Source organism: Mesorhizobium sp. USDA 4132 (assembly GCF_056279545.1).
Map to the genome: position 1 here is coordinate 271,153 of NZ_JBWCCP010000001.1, position 17,156 is coordinate 288,308.

17 protein-coding genes are annotated in these 17,156 nt (G+C 60.3%); 11 read left to right on the forward strand and 6 right to left on the reverse strand.

Annotated elements, in window-relative coordinates; genetic code table 11:
• Positions 1-78 precede the first annotated feature (78 nt).
• The 8 genes from ACZ9IU_RS01315 (at position 79) to pncB (ending at position 7,644) form a co-directional block, all read left to right on the forward strand.
• Complete coding sequence (locus ACZ9IU_RS01315) at positions 79-1,164, forward strand: microcin C ABC transporter permease YejB (RefSeq protein WP_038548084.1); 1,086 nt, start codon at positions 79-81, stop codon at positions 1,162-1,164.
• Entirely contained in the window at positions 1,164-2,306 is a 1,143-nt protein-coding gene (locus ACZ9IU_RS01320) for an ABC transporter permease (protein WP_038548088.1), read from the forward strand. Before ACZ9IU_RS01315 ends, ACZ9IU_RS01320 begins: the two co-directional genes overlap by 1 nt.
• Positions 2,307-2,369: 63 nt before the next feature.
• Positions 2,370-2,666: a hypothetical protein gene (locus ACZ9IU_RS01325; protein ID WP_038548091.1), complete on the forward strand. Its 297-nt coding sequence runs from the start codon at positions 2,370-2,372 to the stop codon at positions 2,664-2,666.
• The gene (locus ACZ9IU_RS01330; RefSeq protein ID WP_038548093.1) at positions 2,666-3,163 is read left to right on the forward strand and encodes a type II toxin-antitoxin system VapC family toxin; all 498 of its coding nucleotides are present in this window, start codon (positions 2,666-2,668) and stop codon (positions 3,161-3,163) included. Before ACZ9IU_RS01325 ends, ACZ9IU_RS01330 begins: the two co-directional genes overlap by 1 nt.
• Positions 3,160-4,788, forward strand: coding sequence for an ABC transporter ATP-binding protein (locus ACZ9IU_RS01335; protein WP_038548095.1), 1,629 nt, complete (start codon positions 3,160-3,162; stop codon positions 4,786-4,788). The genes ACZ9IU_RS01330 and ACZ9IU_RS01335 overlap by 4 nt, the downstream gene beginning before the upstream one ends.
• Before the next feature lie 26 nt (positions 4,789-4,814).
• Positions 4,815-5,765, forward strand: coding sequence for a 2-hydroxyacid dehydrogenase (locus ACZ9IU_RS01340; protein ID WP_038548098.1), 951 nt, complete (start codon positions 4,815-4,817; stop codon positions 5,763-5,765).
• An 83-nt stretch (positions 5,766-5,848) separates the two neighbouring features.
• The gene (locus ACZ9IU_RS01345; RefSeq protein WP_051899984.1) at positions 5,849-6,172 is read left to right on the forward strand and encodes a hypothetical protein; all 324 of its coding nucleotides are present in this window, start codon (positions 5,849-5,851) and stop codon (positions 6,170-6,172) included.
• Between the two features lie 167 nt (positions 6,173-6,339).
• The gene (gene pncB / locus ACZ9IU_RS01350) at positions 6,340-7,644 is read left to right on the forward strand and encodes a nicotinate phosphoribosyltransferase (RefSeq protein ID WP_038548101.1); all 1,305 of its coding nucleotides are present in this window, start codon (positions 6,340-6,342) and stop codon (positions 7,642-7,644) included.
• 84 nt (positions 7,645-7,728) lie between these two features.
• Here the strand turns inward: pncB and ACZ9IU_RS01355 are convergent, their stop codons facing one another.
• The gene (locus ACZ9IU_RS01355) at positions 7,729-8,127 is read right to left on the reverse strand and encodes a DUF1236 domain-containing protein (RefSeq protein WP_038548104.1); all 399 of its coding nucleotides are present in this window, start codon (positions 8,125-8,127) and stop codon (positions 7,729-7,731) included.
• Between the two features lie 320 nt (positions 8,128-8,447).
• Here ACZ9IU_RS01355 and ACZ9IU_RS01360 point away from each other — a divergent pair, with 320 nt between their 5' ends.
• Positions 8,448-8,843, forward strand: coding sequence for a response regulator (locus ACZ9IU_RS01360; protein ID WP_038592299.1), 396 nt, complete (start codon positions 8,448-8,450; stop codon positions 8,841-8,843).
• A gap of 102 nt (positions 8,844-8,945) precedes the next feature.
• Complete coding sequence (locus ACZ9IU_RS01365) at positions 8,946-9,953, forward strand: NAD-dependent epimerase/dehydratase family protein (protein WP_038548110.1); 1,008 nt, start codon at positions 8,946-8,948, stop codon at positions 9,951-9,953.
• Positions 9,954-9,974: 21 nt separating this feature from the next.
• Here the strand turns inward: ACZ9IU_RS01365 and ACZ9IU_RS01370 are convergent, their stop codons facing one another.
• Both ACZ9IU_RS01370 and ACZ9IU_RS01375 read right to left on the reverse strand, forming a co-directional pair.
• On the reverse strand, positions 9,975-11,402 hold the full coding sequence (locus tag ACZ9IU_RS01370; RefSeq protein WP_038548113.1) for a mannose-1-phosphate guanylyltransferase/mannose-6-phosphate isomerase: 1,428 nt from the start codon (positions 11,400-11,402) through the stop codon (positions 9,975-9,977).
• Positions 11,403-11,430: 28 nt separating this feature from the next.
• Positions 11,431-12,855: a phosphomannomutase gene (locus ACZ9IU_RS01375; protein WP_038548116.1), complete on the reverse strand. Its 1,425-nt coding sequence runs from the start codon at positions 12,853-12,855 to the stop codon at positions 11,431-11,433.
• Between the two features lie 235 nt (positions 12,856-13,090).
• Here ACZ9IU_RS01375 and ACZ9IU_RS01380 point away from each other — a divergent pair, with 235 nt between their 5' ends.
• Complete coding sequence (locus tag ACZ9IU_RS01380; RefSeq protein ID WP_038548119.1) at positions 13,091-13,420, forward strand: hypothetical protein; 330 nt, start codon at positions 13,091-13,093, stop codon at positions 13,418-13,420.
• A gap of 67 nt (positions 13,421-13,487) precedes the next feature.
• Here ACZ9IU_RS01380 and ACZ9IU_RS01385 read toward each other — a convergent pair whose 3' ends face one another.
• From ACZ9IU_RS01385 to ACZ9IU_RS01395, 3 genes are all read right to left on the reverse strand, one after another.
• Positions 13,488-13,757 carry a hypothetical protein gene (locus tag ACZ9IU_RS01385; protein WP_151045787.1) on the reverse strand — a complete coding sequence of 90 codons (270 nt, stop codon included), beginning with the start codon at positions 13,755-13,757 and terminating at the stop codon, positions 13,488-13,490.
• A gap of 123 nt (positions 13,758-13,880) precedes the next feature.
• Entirely contained in the window at positions 13,881-15,788 is a 1,908-nt protein-coding gene (locus tag ACZ9IU_RS01390) for a methyl-accepting chemotaxis protein (RefSeq protein WP_038548122.1), read from the reverse strand.
• Positions 15,789-15,798: 10 nt separating this feature from the next.
• A complete protein-coding gene (locus ACZ9IU_RS01395) occupies positions 15,799-16,788 on the reverse strand; it encodes a cytochrome-c peroxidase (RefSeq protein WP_038548125.1) in 990 nt (329 codons plus the stop codon).
• Between the last annotated feature and the right edge of the window lie 368 nt (positions 16,789-17,156).

A 17,156-nucleotide genomic window follows, 5' to 3' on the forward strand; every position in this document is an offset into this window, starting at 1 on the left:
GAAAAGAGGAAAGAGCCATTTGATCGGCATTGGGATATGTGGTGAAACAAGCCCCGTGACGACAGGCAGGGAGCTCTGATGGGCGCCTATATTCTTCGCCGTCTCCTGCTGATGATACCGACGATCGTTGGCATCATGGCGATTTCTTTCCTCGTCGTGCAGTTCGCGCCGGGCGGGCCTGTTGAACAGGTGATCGCCCAGATCCAGGGTCAGGACACCGGTGATCGGCTTTCCGGCGGTGGCGGCGACATGCTGCAGCAACAGGGCGGAGGCGAGGAAAGCCGTTACCGTGGCGCGCAGGGCCTCGATCCGGAATTCATCAAGAAGCTCGAAAAGCAGTTTGGTTTCGACAAGCCGCCGGCGACGCGCTTCCTCGAAATGATGTGGAACTACATTCGCTTCGATTTCGGCGAGAGCTTCTTCCGCAATACTTCGGTCCTCGACCTGATCATCGACAAGATGCCGGTGTCGATCTCGCTCGGTTTCTGGATCCTGATCGTTTCCTATCTGATCTCGATTCCGCTGGGCATCCGCAAGGCCGTCAAGGACGGTTCGACCTTCGATGTCTGGACCTCCGGCGCGATCATCATCGGTTACGCGGTGCCGAGCTTCCTGTTCGGCATTCTGCTGATCGTACTCTTCGCGGGCGGTTCGTTTTTCGACTGGTTCCCGCTGCGGGGTCTCGTTTCGGATAATTTTGCCGAACTCTCCTGGTGGGAAAAGATCATCGACTATTTCTGGCATCTGACATTGCCGTTGATCGCCATGTCGCTTTCGGCTTTCGCCACAACCACTCTGCTGACCAAGAACTCGTTCATCGACGAGATCAAGAAACAGTATGTGACGACGGCGCGTGCCAAGGGCCTCAACGAGCGACAGGTGCTTTATGGCCACGTGTTTCGAAACGCCATGCTGATCGTCATTGCGGGCTTTCCCGGCGCCTTCATCTCCGCCTTCTTCACCGGCTCGCTGCTGATCGAGAACATCTTCTCGCTGGATGGGCTGGGGCGCCTCGGTTATCTCGCGATCGTCAACCGCGATTACCCGATCGTTTTCGGCACGCTCTACATCTTCTCGCTGATGGGCCTGTTCGTCAGCCTCATTTCCGACCTGATCTATACCTGGATCGATCCGCGCATCGATTTCGAGCGGAGGGATGTCTGATGGAGGCAACCGCCGCAAAGACCGCCGTGCAGACGCCGCAGAAGCGGCCCTGGATCACGCCGACCAACCGCCGGCGGCTCGCCAATTTCCGCGCCAACAAACGCGGTTATTGGTCCTTCTGGCTGTTCATGGTCCTTTTCGTGCTCAGCCTGTTTGCGGAATTCATCGCCAACGACCGGCCGATCGTCGCCTCCTACAAGGGCGAAATCCTCTACCCGGTCCTCGTTGACTATCCGGAGGAAAAATTCGGCGGCTTCCTGGCAACAACCGATTATCGCTCCGACTATATCCAGCAGGAAATCCAGGCGAACGGCTGGATGGTCTGGCCGCCTATCCGCTATTCCTACCAGACGGTCAACTCCAACATTCCCCATTCGGCGCCGACCGAACCCTTCTGGCTGATGGAGAAAGCGGATCGCTGCGCCGCCTATCCGCAAAAAGATCAGGACCCGAATTGCATCCTCGGCAACCTGAACTGGCTCGGCACCGACGACCAGGCGCGCGACGTGACCGCCCGCATGATCTACGGCTTCCGCATCTCCGTCCTGTTCGGCCTGGTGCTGACGGTCTTTTCGGCGATGATCGGGGTGACGGCGGGCGCTGTGCAGGGTTATTTCGGCGGATGGACCGATCTTCTGATGCAGCGGTTCATCGAGATCTGGTCGTCCATGCCGGTTCTCTACATCCTGCTGATCATTGCCTCGATCCTGCCCCCGGGCTTCTTCGTCCTGCTCGGCATCCTCCTGCTTTTCTCCTGGGTCGGTTTCGTCGGCGTGGTGCGCGCCGAGTTCCTGCGGGCGCGCAATTTCGAATATGTCCGCGCCGCCCGCGCGCTCGGCGTCGGCAACTGGACGATCATGTCCCGGCATCTTCTGCCGAACGCCATGGTCGCGACGCTGACCTTCCTGCCCTTCATTCTGTCCGGATCGATCGCGACGCTGACCTCGCTCGATTTCCTCGGGTTCGGCCTGCCGGCAGGCTCTCCGTCTCTCGGCGAGATGATTTCGCAGGGAAAGAACAACCTGCAGGCGCCATGGCTCGGCTTCACGGCCTTCTTCACCATGTCGATCATGCTGTCGCTGCTGATCTTCATCGGCGAGGCAGTGCGCGATGCCTTCGATCCTAGAAAGACGTTCGGGTGATGGCGGGTCGTAATTGCATGATGGATGCGCTAGATTATCGGGTATATCAGCGAGCGTGACGCCATGAACAAGATCGTCAGAGAGCATTACCCGGTCGCCAACCTTCCCGAGGATCTGCGGGAGGGATTGGAGACGGACGCGACCGTCAGGATCATTGTTGAGGTGGAAGATGTCTCGATACGGAACGACGTAGAGAGATATCCCGGTTTCAAAGATTTCCCGATGGTTGAGCGAAAGCCGATGAGCCTCGCAGATACACTGGAAGCCATCAGGACATACAAGGCCGAGGGCAGACCGTCTGTCAGCGTGGAAGAAGCCGTCTCTCGCATACGCGAATTACGCGATGAATGGGATGATTGATGCTGGGGCTCGGAAAAATCTACCTGGATACAAACATCTTCATTCTGGCATTTGAGAACGACAGCAAAATCAGCACCGCATTGGCCAACCTCCTTTCGATAGGCGACCACACCCGACGGTTCGCTACCAGCGAACTGACATTGTCCGAGTTATTGGTTAAACCGTACCGGGATGGAAACGACAGCGCTATCGACAGATATGAGGGGCTGATTCAAACAAATGAATGGCTCGAAGTGCTCCCGGTTGCTAGGCAGATGTTATGGTATGCTGCGGTCCTAAGGTCTCAAAATTTGGGGCTGAAACTCCCGGACTCGATCCATATCTCTACCGCGCTCGGTGCCGGTTGCACGCACATGCTGACCGCCGACATGGGACTGAAGGACATTTATGAGATTACGCATTTCCGCTACGGTCTCACCAAGAGTAGCTCGCCTTTAACCGTCCTTCGCCCAGACGAAACGACGCTTAACTCACTCATCGAAAGCCTTGGCCGATGACAGAGCCGCTCCTTTCCGTCCGCGATCTCTCCGTCGCCTTCCACCAGGGCAGAGATACCTTGATTGCCGTCGACAGGGTCTCGTTCGACATCATGCCCGGCGAGGTGATGGCGCTGGTCGGGGAATCCGGCTCCGGCAAGTCGGTGACGGCCAACTCCATCCTCAAGCTACTGCCGTATCCTTCGGCAAGCCATCCGTCCGGCGAAATACTGTTCGACGGCAAGGATATGCTGAAGGCATCCGAGCCGGAACTGCGACGCGTGCGCGGCAACGATGTCACGATGATCTTCCAGGAGCCGATGACCTCGCTCAATCCGCTTCATTCGATCGAAAGGCAGATCGGCGAGATCCTCGAGCTTCATCACGGAATCAACGGCCAGGCAGTGCGTATCCGGACGCTCGGGCTCCTGAACCAGGTCGGCATTCGCGAACCGGAAAAGCGGCTGAAAGCCTATCCGCACGAGCTGTCCGGCGGCCAGCGACAGCGCGTGATGATCGCCATGGCGCTCGCCAACCGCCCGAAACTGCTGATAGCAGACGAGCCGACCACGGCGCTCGATGTCACCGTGCAGGCGCAGATCCTCGATCTTCTGCGCGGGCTGAAGGGCGAGCACGGCATGTCGATGCTGTTCATCACCCATGACCTCGGCATCGTCCGGAAATTTGCGGATCGGGTCTGCGTCATGACCAAGGGCAAGATCGTCGAGACCGGCACGGTCGAGGAGGTCTTCGCCAACCCGCAGCACGCCTATACCCGCCACCTGCTTGCCTCTGAGCCGCGTGGCGAGCCGCCGCCGACCGATCCCTCGAAGCCGGTGGTGATGGAAGGCAAGGACATCCGTGTCTGGTTTCCGATCAAGGCGGGTTTCCTGCGCAAGGTGGTCGATCATGTGAAGGCAGTCGATGGCGTCGATCTCGAGTTGCGGGCCGGCGAGACGCTCGGCGTCGTCGGCGAATCCGGTTCCGGCAAGACGACGCTGGGTCTGGCGCTCGCAAGGCTCATCTCCTCCAAGGGCCGCATCGCCTTCATCGGTACGGACATCGACAAGTTCTCCTTCAAGGAAATGCGTCCCTTCCGCGACCGTCTTCAGGTCGTCTTCCAGGATCCGTATGGGTCGCTTAGCCCCCGCATGTCGGTCGGCGATATCGTCGCCGAGGGGCTGAAGGTGCATGAGCGGTCGCTTTCCCCCGATGGCCGCGACGAGCGCGTCGCCTGGGCTTTGACCGAGGTTGGCCTCGACCCCGCAACGCGCTGGCGTTATCCGCACGAGTTTTCCGGTGGCCAGCGGCAGCGCATCGCGATCGCCCGCGCCATGGTGCTGAAACCGCGGTTCGTGATGCTAGACGAGCCGACCTCGGCGCTCGACATGACCGTTCAGGCGCAGGTCGTCGATCTCCTGCGCGACCTGCAGAAGAAGCACGATCTTGCCTATCTCTTCATCAGTCACGATCTCAAGGTCGTGAAGGCTCTCGCCAACCACGTCATCGTCATGCGGCTCGGCAAGGTGGTGGAAGAAGGTCCCGCCGACCAGATTTTCCAGGCGCCGAAGCAGGATTATACCCGCGCGCTGATGGCCGCCGCCTTCCATCTCGAAGCGGTCGAGACCGAAGCCATCAATCAATAGTCACAGCAATCAAGGTCATTCCGTCCATGCCCGCCAGACATCCGGTCGTCGTCGATCTCAAGTTCGAACGCCGCGAGATCGATTTAGCACTCGCCAACGCCTTTGCCGGTCGCACCGTGCTGCACGCCTCCAATCCCGGCGTGGATATTTCCGAGGCGCGCTATGCGGTGATCTGGAAACCGGACCCGGACCTATTCCAGCGGGCACCGAAGCTGGAGGTGCTGTTTTCCGGCGGCGCCGGGGTTGACTATATCCTCACCATGCCCGGCCTGCCTGACGTCCCGATCGTCCGTTTCGTCGACGAGAGCCTGACGACGCGGATGAGCGAATGGGTCGTGCTGCAGGCCTTGAGCCACCTCCGGCAGGTGCCGGCCTATCTCGGGCAGCAGCGCGAACGCCAGTGGCGCGAACTCTCGCAGCCGGAGGCGAAGGACCTGACCGTCGGCGTCATGGGCCTTGGCGTACTCGGCCTGGATTCGGTCCGAAAGCTGAAGATCATGGGCTTCGATGTCGTTGGCTGGTCGCGCAGCAAAAAGACGACCGAGGGCGTCGAGACCTTTGACGGCGGCGAGCTCGATGTTTTCCTTGCCCGCACCGATATTCTGGTCGGTCTTCTGCCGCTGACGCCGGAGACGCGCGGCATCTTCAATGCCTCGCTGTTTACAAAGCTTCGCCAGGGCGGCGCCCTGGGCAAACCGGTATTCATCAATGCCGGACGCGGCGGCAGTCAGGTGGAGGGCGATCTTGTTGCCGCGCTCGACAGCGGCATTCTCGGCGGCGCGTCGCTGGATGTATTCGAGAAAGAACCGCTCGGTGCAGATAGCCGGCTCTGGGCGATGGACAATGTCATCATCACGCCGCACGCGGCTTCCGCGTCCGATGTACGGGCGCTGTTCCGCAATGCGGAGACCCAGATGGAACGCTATGAGGCTGGTGAACCTTTGCAGCATGTGGTGGACCGCCGGGCGGGCTACTGAGCCGTTCCCATCCGGAACATTCGTCGCTGCGGGCCGTTTCTTGTGCATGAGCCGGGCATTCCGGCCGAATAAGGAGCGAAATCATGAACACCCGTTTCGATCCCCAGGAAGCCGATACCCGTCGTCCGGATCGGGCCGGTTCGCCGCCGGTGGTGGAAACCGCCACGGAAGCGCGTCAGGGAAGCTGGGGTGCGCCGGTGCTGAAGATGTTGATTGCCGGCCTTATTCTGGCAATGGTCGCCTGGGCCGGCGCCGAATGGTGGGGCGAAAGCACCGCACCGCCTGCCGACCGGACGGCCACCCCGCCGGCTGGCAGCACGACGCCGGCTAATCCGAATGCGCCGCCGACCGCCAATCCTTCTACTCCGCCAGCTGCCACGCCGCCGGCATCGCAGTCCGGCAACTGACGGGGCATCATCCTTGATTTTTTTGGCCGCGATCCCTCGCGGCCGAATTGCGTCTGGACTTACTCTGCATTTTTTTCGATAAAAATGCCCGGAGGTTGATCAGCCGTTGCCTCCATATGCATCGAAATCGGCGGAGCCGGCCCGGAACGGCCGGGGCAGGGGCAGGCATGACCAAGACCGATATCGCGAGCAGGGTTTATAACCACACCTGGAAACTCGACCCGATCATCCGCAGTCTGATCGACACGGATTTCTACAAGCTCCTGATGCTGCAGATGATCTGGAAGCTCTATCCGGATGTGGACGCCACCTTTTCGCTGATCAACCGTACGACCAGCGTCAAGCTGGCGCAGGAGATCGACGAAGGCGCGCTGCGCGAACAACTCGACCATGCCCGCACGGTGGGTCTGTCGAAGAAGGAGATGATCTGGCTCGCGGGTAACACGTTTTATGGCCGCAAGCAGATCTTCGAGCCGGAATTTTTGAACTGGCTGTCGACCTACAAGCTGCCGGAATACGAACTTTCGAAGCGTGACGGCCAGTACGAACTGACTTTCCACGGCAAATGGATGGAAACGACGCTCTGGGAAATCCCCGCACTCGCGATCATCAACGAGTTGCGCTCCCGTTCCGCGATGCGCTCGCTCGGTTTCTTCACGCTCGATGTGCTTTATGCGCGGGCCAAGGCCAAGATGTGGGAAAAGGTCGAGCGGCTGCAGGCATTGCCGGGCCTGCGCATCTCCGATTTCGGTACGCGCCGTCGTCACAGTTTCCTCTGGCAGCGCTGGTGTGTCGAAGCGCTCAAGGAAGGTATCGGCCCGGCGTTTACCGGCACCAGCAACGTCTTGCTGGCGATGGACTCCGATCTCGAAGCGGTGGGGACCAATGCGCACGAGCTGCCGATGGTGGCTGCGGCACTCGCAGAAACCGACGAGCAGCTGCGCGCCTCCCCTTACCAGGTCCTGAAGGACTGGAACCGGCTCTATGGCGGCAACCTGCTGATCGTGTTGCCGGATTCCTTCGGCACGGCGGCGTTCCTGCGCGATGCGCCGGATTGGGTGGCCGACTGGACCGGGTTCCGCCCCGACAGCGCTCCGCCGATCGAGGGCGGGGAAAAGATCATTGCCTGGTGGAAGAAGATGGGCCGCAACCCCAGGGAAAAGCTGCTGATCTTCTCCGACGGGCTGGACGTCGATGCGATCATCGACACCTACCGGCATTTCGAAGGCCGCGTGCGCATGAGTTTCGGCTGGGGCACCAACCTGACCAACGATTTCGCCGGCTGCGCACCCCACGAGATTGCCGGCCTGATGCCGATCTCCATCGTCTGCAAGGTAAGCGAGGCGAATGGCCGTCCGGCGGTGAAACTTTCCGACAATCCGCGCAAGGCGACCGGAGACCCGGCCGAGGTGGAGCGTTACCTGAAATTCTTCGGTCAGGAAGACCGCGTCGATCAGGTCGTCCTCGTCTGATTGAAACGCTGAAATGACAACAGGCCCCGCCGGAAGTCGACGGAGCCTGCGTTTGTCGGTTGGCTGAAGCCGCTAATGCCTGGCCTATCGGAGGACCTGAACCACTGTATGGGTCTGCGGATCGACGATTACGCGCTGGTTGTTGACTACCGTATAGGCATATCGTGGATTGCTGGGCACCGGGGTCACAACGACGCTCTGCGGGATCGGCTTGCCGACAACGATCGGTTGTTCGACCGTCACGGATGCGGTCGGAGCAGGCTGTTCCTCGACATAGGTAACGACTTCGCGCGGCGGCGGATCGAGCGCGGTACCGGCCACGGCGCCGACGACACCGCCGACCGCTGCGCCCACAGGGCCACCGACGATTGCGCCGGTGACAGCTCCGCCGGCAGCGCCGTTGACGGTGCCTTGCTGTGCGCCGGCCTGGGTTGCGAAGGAAGCGGCAAGAATAGCGCAGGACGCCAGAATGATCTTCTTCATGGGTCTTCTCCTTTTCATTGGACTTCCGAAGAGCTAACCCACCAGTTTTTGAGTGGTTCCTGTCTACCGGTCACCTTTCGTAAGTGTCTGAAATCTTGAGCGAGGAGGTGTTCGAGAGATGTTGCCATGTTCCGCTTGCCGAACCTGAGCCGGCAACGCGGCCCTCACCACTTCTGTGCCGGCAAATCAATCACCGAGCGCCCCGTTCTGCGGCTCGACGCCAGGGGGAGCTAGATCAAAAAATCGATATCGGGCCCTGCTCCTATTGCCAAGCAGCGATCGGAGTCTATTTGCGTCCTTCAGTCTGGGAGGATCTGCCCTTGGAATATCGTTTCCTGATCGTCGAAGACAGTCTGCTGGTCGCGATGGATATCGAGGACGCCATTCATCGAAGCGGTCATGACGTCGTCGGAATAGCCCCCGACATGACCGTGGCGCTGAATTATACCCGTGACACGGATATCGCCTTCGTGGACGTGCGGCTTGCGGATGGCGAGACCGGCCCGGAGATCGCCAAGACACTGGCGGAATGCGGCATTGTGGTGATCATGATCACCGGCAATCCGGGGCTGGTGGCGGCGGGTGTCTCCGGGGTCCTTGGCGTAATGGCAAAACCGCTGACCGACCAAGCCTCGATGGACCTCATCCAGTTCGCCGTCGATCGCAAGAATGGCCGGCCGGGCGTGCCGCCGGCGCGGCTGCGGCTCTTTCACTGAGGGCCAGCGCGATCCCGCCGATAAAATAACTTCCTGCCACTCGGATGACAGGGCGGAATATCCGCGCTATGGGATCGGCCGCAGAGCGACAGCGGGTCATACATGCGTTATTTCATCACCGGAACGGCAGGCTTCATTGGTTTCCACTTGGCGCGACGCCTTTTGGAGGATGGCCACGAGGTTCTCGGCTTCGACGGGATGACGCCCTATTACAGCCTGCGCCTCAAGGAAGCCCGCAATGCCGGGCTCGCTCAATTCCCTGCCTTCCGCCCCGTGATCGGCATGCTGGAAGACAAGTCGCTGCTCGACAAATCCGTCGAGGATTTCAAGCCGGATGTCCTCATCCACCTCGCCGCCCAGGCCGGCGTGCGTTACAGCCTCGAAAACCCCAAGGCTTACCTCGATTCCAATCTCGTCGGTTCCTGGAACATCCTGGAGATCGCCCGCAATTACGGCGTCGGTCATCTGATGCTCGCCTCGACATCGTCGGTCTACGGCGCCAACCCGGATATTCCTTTCCGGGAAACCGATCGGGCCGACGAACCCCTGACCTTCTATGCGGCGACCAAGAAGGCCACGGAGCTGATGGCGCACAGCTACGCGCATCTCTACAAGCTGCCGATCACCGGCTTCCGCTTCTTCACGGTCTACGGCCCCTGGGGCCGGCCGGACATGGCGCTCTTCAAGTTCGTCAAGGCGATGATCGAGGATCGCGAGATCGAGATCTACGGCGAAGGCAAGATGAGCCGCGACTTCACCTATATCGACGACCTGGTGAATTCGATCATCGACCTGTCCAAGGTCTATCCGGGCGAGGATAATCGCGTCGAGGGCATCGATACGCTCTCTCATCAGGCACCGTTCCGCGTCGTCAATATCGGCGGCGGCCAGCCCTCGGGCCTCATCGACTTCGTCGAAACCATCGAACGGATCATGGGAAAACCGGCCAAGCGCAAGATGCTGCCGATGCAGAAGGGCGACGTGCCGAGAACCTTTGCCAGCCCCGATCTTCTCGTGGCGCTGACCGGCCGCAAGCCGGAGATCGGCCTGGAGGAAGGCGTCAAGGCCTTCGTGCAATGGTACCTCGACCATCGCCACGAGATCGACTGAGCCGATATTCGCCGAGCCTCCTCAGCCGCGTCCGAACTCGTCGACGATGCGGATGATGTCGTCCTCGCCGAAATAGGATCCGGTCTGCACCTCGATCATCTCGAGCATGATCTTGCCGGGATTGGCAAGCCGATGCACCTCGCCCTGCGGGATATAGACCGACTCGTTTTCCCGCACGATCCGGGTTTCCTCGCCGATTGTCACTTCCGCGGTACCCTTGACGCAGATCCAGTGTTCCGAGCGGTGGTGATGTTTCTGCAGCGAGAGCTTCTTGCCGGGTGTCACGAACAGCCGCTTCACCTGGAAGCGGTCGCCGTTGAGCACCGACGTATAGCCGCCCCAGGGCCGATAGGAGGTCGGATGGGTTTCGGTCAGCGCCGCGGTCGCCTTGGTTGCGGCGAGCTGCTTGACGATCTTGCCGACATCCTGGCTGTCTTCCAGCCGGCCGATATAGACGGCGTCCTCGCTGGCGATGACGGCGACGCCATCCAGGCCCTGAACGGCAAGATGGCTGGTGCGAGACATCACCAGCGAGTTCTTCGTGTTGATCAGGGTCGTTTTGCCGGAAGCGACGTTGCCGGCCTCGTCACGGGCTCCGAGCTTCCAGACGGCGTCCCAGCTTCCGAGATCGGACCAGGTGAACGACGAGGGCACGACCGCCGCGTTGGAGGTCTTCTCCATCAGGGCGTAGTCGACGGAGATATCCGGGCTCGCGGCAAATTCCTGCGCGTCGAGGCGGGTGAAGTCGAGGTCGCTCGAAGCCTTGGCAAGTGCGGCTCGCGCGGCCGCCTCGACCTCGGGCGCGAAGGCGGAAAGTTCACTCAGCACCTGCCCGGCCTTGAACATGAAGATACCAGAGTTCCAGACAAAGCCACCGGTCGATAGCATCTTCTCGGCCTCGGCCAGCACCGGCTTTTCGACGAAACGTTTGACCGTGCAGGCGCCTGAAGGCAGCGCCTCGCCGATCTCGATATAACCGTAACCGGTGGCGGGTTCCGTCGGAGCAATGCCGAACGTGACGAGCTTGCCGGAGAGAGCCGTCTCTCTGGCGATGCGGATCGCATCGAAATAACCGGCATCGGCGGTGATCTCATGATCCGAGGCAAGCACCTGCAGGATGGCGTCCTCGCCGAATCGACCTTCGACGAAGGCGGCAGCGGCGGCCACGGCCGGGGCCGTATTGCGGGCCACGGGTTCGAGCAGGATGCCGGAGAGCTTGATGCCGAGCTCGCGGGCCTGTTCGGCCACCAGGAACCGGAAATCCTCGTTGGTGATGACGACCGGAGCCTCATAAAGCTTCGGGTCCGAAACGCGCGACAGCGTCGCCTGGAACAGCGTCTTGTCGCCGATGAACTGGATGAACTGTTTTGGCGCGCTTGCGCGAGACAGCGGCCAGAGCCGCGTGCCCTTGCCGCCGGCCATGATGACGGGGATGATCTTGCTATTCATTCCAATATCTCCGGCAGTTCTCGTCCAATTATCGTTCAAGCTTTGCGGCCCAGGCCCGGATGAGGTTCAGCCCCTCAGGCAACAGGGCCTTCGCCTCGTCTTCCGTCCCGGCCTCGACGTAACAGCGCATTTCCGGTGCGTTGCCCGATGGCCGGAAATGCACGATCCGCCGATCCTCAAGCGTCACCCGCAGGCCATCGATATCGCTTTTGGCAGCGACTGTCGAAATCGGCGCGAGAAAGGCTGCAAGATTGTCGTCGGATTGCCTGAGATAGGACATCAGCGCGGCGCTGGTCTCCACGGGAAAATTCTCCAGCCGATCGGCCGCCGCAAACGGCAAGCGGAAACCGGCGGCGATTTGCGACAGCGGCTTCTTCTCGTGCGCAGCCAGCACAAGCGTCGCCAGCACCGGCAGAAAACTGTCGCGGGTGGGAAGTGGCGAGAGCGTGCCCGTGCCGGTTTCGAAAGGCGAGGCGGTCAGAAGTCCGCCATTCGCCTCGAAACCCATGACGCCCGTCTTGCCGGCTTCGACTGCCGCGAGCATGCCGGCGATCACGAAAGGCGATCCGACCTTGGTGCGGACCACTTCGAAATCCCCGGCCGCCTCGATGCCCGAATTGGAGGTGACCGGCGTTACGACGACCTGCGCTTTCAGGAACTTTGCCGCGATCAGGCCTAGAAGGTCGCCGCGCAGCGGTTCTCCCGTTTCGTCGGAAACCAGCGGCCGGTCGCCGTCGCCATCGGCGGAGACGATTGCGTCAAGCCGGTATTCGCGCGCCCAACCCTTGAGGAGGGCGATCGTCTCGGCCGAGACTGCTTCCGTGTCGACCGGAATGAAATCTTCCGAACGGCCGAGCGGCACCACGTGTGCGCCATAACCTTCAAGAACCCGGACCATAAGATCGCGGGCAACCGTCGAATGCTGATAGACGCCGACCTTGAGGCCGGCGAGCGCGCCTTGCGGCAACATTGCCGCATTGCGGGCAAGGAACAACGTCTCGACTTGCACGGAATGATCAGGCGCTTCGCTACGCGTCGCGTCGATCTCGCTCCTGTCCAGTTCGGCGGCGATCGCCGTGATCCGCATTTCGTCCTGTTTGTCGATCTCGCCGTCGGGCCGGTAGAACTTGATGCCGTTGCGGTCCGCGGGGATGTGCGAGCCGGTGATCATCAGCGATGCGGCCTTGAGCTGAAGTCCGTAGAGCGCCAGCGCCGGCGTCGGGATGGCGCCGCCGTCTATGGGCGAAAGGCCGGCTTGGCTGAGTGCGGCGATGCAGGTGGCGGCAATGTCGGGGCTCGACGGACGAAAATCGCGGCCGACCAGAACTGCGTCACCGGGCCGGGCAGCGCCCGTTTCCAGGAGATGCCGGGCAAAGGCCTGGGTGTAGAGGGATGAAGCTCGGCCCTCCAGATCACTCACGAGGCCCCGAAGGCCGCTTGTTCCGAATTTCATGCGATATCCATCAAGGAGACTCCAAGCATGATCGTCCTAGTTCATTTCCTATGAAAATAAAGTCGAAATTGGCAATACCCCAAATCGGCGGTGTAGCGCCATAACCCTTTCCGCAAAGCTTGGCGGGCCAGCCGAATTGATGCTATCATTTGCAGCACGATCAGGCCTTGTTCCAGATGGTGAGGCACTGTTCTTGGGTTCGGCTGCTTCGGGTTCGAAGCTTGGGAGAGCCGTCATGGGAGCGAATGTCGTAAAGAGCGTCGCCTTCGTCGTGCCGATCGCCGGCCTGGCACTTCTTATGGCCATGGGCGAGCCGACCGAAGACGAAACCTGCCCGGGAAGCCTCGCATTCGAGAAATCCCGCCAGCTCGTTGAAGAACGTCCGGATGTGGTCGATGTCGCCTGGAGCGATTTCCGCTGGATCGCCGATTGCCGGTTCGCGATTGGCGGTTATGCCGATATCAACACCGACAAAGGCCTGGACCGCAAGGATTTCCAACTCGTGGTCGCTTTCGATCCGAAGCTGCATCGTTGGCAGCAAGTCAGTTTTTCGACCTCGCAATAATGCGAAGCGCGTGCCGCGGTCCAAACGACCCCGTCAGCCATGCCGAGGTCTGGTCGTCGAAATCGATTTACCGGCAGACGCGTGTGGTCCTGGTGACCCAGCGCCCGTGATGGCGGTACTGGACGCTCCGGACCCTGCAGTAGGGCCGGTAATGGTGCCTGGAATACTGGCGGTAGTAGGGGCGGTGGTAGCGATGGTAACCCGGCCGATAATAGTGTCCGGACGGCCGGTAGCCCCGATCGCCAATCGTTATGCTGAAACTATCAGCGAGGGTGGGGGCCGCAGTCGTGGTGAGGCATCCAAGCCCGATGATGCAGGCGGCAATGAACTTTTTCATCTTCTCCTCCTTCAGATTGGCCGCTGGATTGGCGGTTTCTATGAAGGTAGACTGCGGAAAATGAACAAACGCTGACAGCTGCGTTCATGTCCCCAAATGCCTATCTCGCCCGCAGCAAACGCTTCAGGCAGCCTGATTGGATCTGGCGCGGGGTTGCCCTCGCTTGTCGATGCGGAACAGATTGACGATCTCGGCCAGTGCCTCCATTTCCCGGCTTGTCCTCTCGGTGGAGGCCGAAAGATCGCCGACCAGCCGGTTGCTATGGGCATTGAGCTCATCGAGATCTTTCATGGCGCTCGACAACTGCCGAAGGTTGGCACTTTGATTGTTGCTCTCGCTGGTTATCTGGCTGGAAAGCGAAGAGACGAATGCGATGGATGAGACGATCTGGGAAAATTGCTCGCTCGCCTTGCGGACCAGTTCGGCACCTGCCTTCACCTCCGCCTGGCTTTTCTGAATGAGCGCCTTCACCTCGTTCGAAGCATTGGCCGTCGACTGGGCGAGAGAGCGCACCTCGGTAGCGACGACCGCAAACCCTCTGCCACTTTCGCCTGCACGTGCGGCTTCCACCCCTGCATTGAGCGCCAGCAGGTTCGTCTGGAAAGCGACATCCTCGATGACGCCGATGATCTCGGAAATCTTGCCGGAGGAGACGGTGATCTGCGCCATGGCGTTTTCCGCGCCGCTCATGACCTGGCTGCCGTTTTCAGCCATCTGGCTGGTATCCGAAATCACGCTGGTGGCCTCGCCCGCCCGCTTCGAGTTCTGGCCGACGGTTTCGGCAACGGCGTTTGTCGTGACGGCCGTGTTCTGAAGCATCGACGACTGACGCGTAGACCGCCCGTTCAGTTCGGTCGTCCCGCGCAGAATTTCGTCGCTGGATGCCGAAACGGAGGCGCAAGCAGCAGCCAGTCGCGACACGACCTCCGAGAGGCGGGTCGTCACGGCGTTCGCATTGTTCTGCAGTTCGGCAAATGCGCCTTTGTGGACACCTTCGAACCGGATCGTCAGATCGGCATTCGCAAGTGCATCCAGAACGCGGCTGGTTTCGTTGAGCCCGCCTTCGAAGCTCGATATGACCGTATTGAGGCTCTGGGCAAGCTCATGATGTTCGGGACGCTCGAACGGTCCGCTAACGCGACCGGAGAAATCGCCCTCGGCGGCCCTGTTGACCACGCCGCGCACCTGGCTCTGCAGCAGCCGGGCTTCCGCCGAGACATGGGCGAGACTGGCGGTCTGGGTTCGCGCTTCCTGCTCCAACGTATCGCGCATGCGCGCATTTTCACGGAACACGGCCAGGGCATCGATCATGGCGCGAATTTCCTTGGCGCCCCGACGCTTCGGTACGACAACCTCGACGTTGCCGCCTGCAAGCAACTTCATCGATGCGGTGATCCGCACGATCGGACCGGCAATTCGCTGGGCGACAACCAGCAGAATGATGACGCCGACGAGCGCGAGTGCGGCGGCGGTCGTCAGTTCACTGCGAATTTCTGTCTCAAGCGCGTTTCCCGCGGAGACAACCGAGTCGGATGCCGTCTTGTCCACGAGCGTGTTGATGTCGAGGATCTTCGCGAGGATGGCCGTGCGCGAGCGCATAAGCTGCTCGGCTGTCGGAATTGCGGTTGCCGGATCGAGTCCGAGCAGAATACGTACATTGCTGCGCCACACAACATGCAGATCACCGAGGTTCTTGACGTTCCCGGAGACTGCGGGCGACAGCGAGTTGCGGCTAAACTCGGCAAGCGTCGTCTCCAGAGCGCCATTGGTCGCGTCAAACCGTTTCTTGACTTCTTCGACCGAAACGAATGTCGTCATCGCCAGGAGGTTTGTGACCACGCCCGACACATTCTCGAATTGTGTTGCGGTCCTTGCAGCCAGCGTCTTGGCGGCAATCGCGTCCTGCACGACGCGCTCGATATGCGTCTGGCCATCGATCGCCTGGGAACCAACGAGAGCGGCAGCGCCGAGGCCCGCGAGGATGGAGACGACGAGGGGTAGAAGGATTTGGAATCGGACTGACAGTGCCATGGCGTGCTACTCAGTTGGGTAATGTCGGCAGGAGCAAATCCTGCTGTTCAGGGGTCAAGGTCTTCAGGAAAGCGATCAACTCTTCCCGCTCGTGATCGGTGATGAAAATTGGGGAAATGCTATCCGAGCGCGACGCGCTTTTGACCCCACCGCTCTCATAGTGAGCAATCACGTCCTCCATGGTCGCCAGACTGCCGTCGTGCATATAGGGACCGCGATAGAGAGTGTTGCGCAGGCTCGGCGTCTTGAAGGCATATAACGCTTTGGGATTATTCGGTTCGAATTTGGCGCGCCCTATGTCGTCTGTCGGCAGGCCCGTATCGTGAAACTTGTTGTCGGTGAAATTCCAGCCGGTGTGACAAACGGCGCAGTTTGCTTTGCCGGTAAACAGTTCGAAGCCTCGCTTGGCGCTGTCTGAGACTGCGGTTTCGTCACCGTCCACCCAGCGGTCAAACGGCGACCAGGCGGAAACAACGGTACGTTCATAGGTTGCGATCGCCGTCAGCAGCGTCTCGTTCGTGGCGCCTTTGTCCGGAAATATCTGTTTGAACCAACTGTTGTAGTCGGGAATGGCTCGCAGATCGGCGACGATCTGGTCGAGCTTGCCGTTCATCTCCGCCGGTGCCGTGATCGGTCCTGCGGCTTGCGCTTCCAGCGTTGGCGCGCGGCCGTCCCAGAACAAGGGGGTGGTCCACGCCACGTTCAGAATAGTTGGCGACTGGCGGGCCAGATGCGTATTGGCCGCACCCACCGGCGTCTTGACCGGCACTTCGAATCCAAAGGAGGGATTGTGACAGCTGGCGCAGTTCATGTTCTTCGCGCCCGACAGGCGCGGATCGAAAAACAACATCTTCCCCAGTGTCGCCAACTGCAACGAATATGGCGTCACCTTGTCGAAGGGAATTGCGAGAGGTCGCTTGAAATCGGCGAGATTGCCAGCAGCCGCGCCTTGAAATGACACGACTGAGAAGAGGGTTATGCAGAGAAGCGAACGGCGCATGATTGGATTATCCAGAAGCTGATTTAGCGCTCGAAGACCGGATGAATTCGCAGCCGAAATCATCTGGTTGTCGTCTGGACCAAACGTAACCAAAAAGAGTAAAATCTTTGTATAACGAATTTCTAACTCAACTTATTATTGAAAAATTGACAAATGAGAAGAGTAAGGCCAATCCGGCGGCCGCTTTGGCTGATCCTATCATCCATTTGAAAGGGCTTGATATTTGTCAATTTCATAGCGCCGCCATACTCTTCTTCAGAGACTGGCGGCTTTATCTCCCGGGCGGAAAATGCGGCTGCGAACATACAACCGATGCCGGCCGGAACGAAACCGCTTCTCGGTTATGCCGCAGGAGCGCGGAGCCGCAG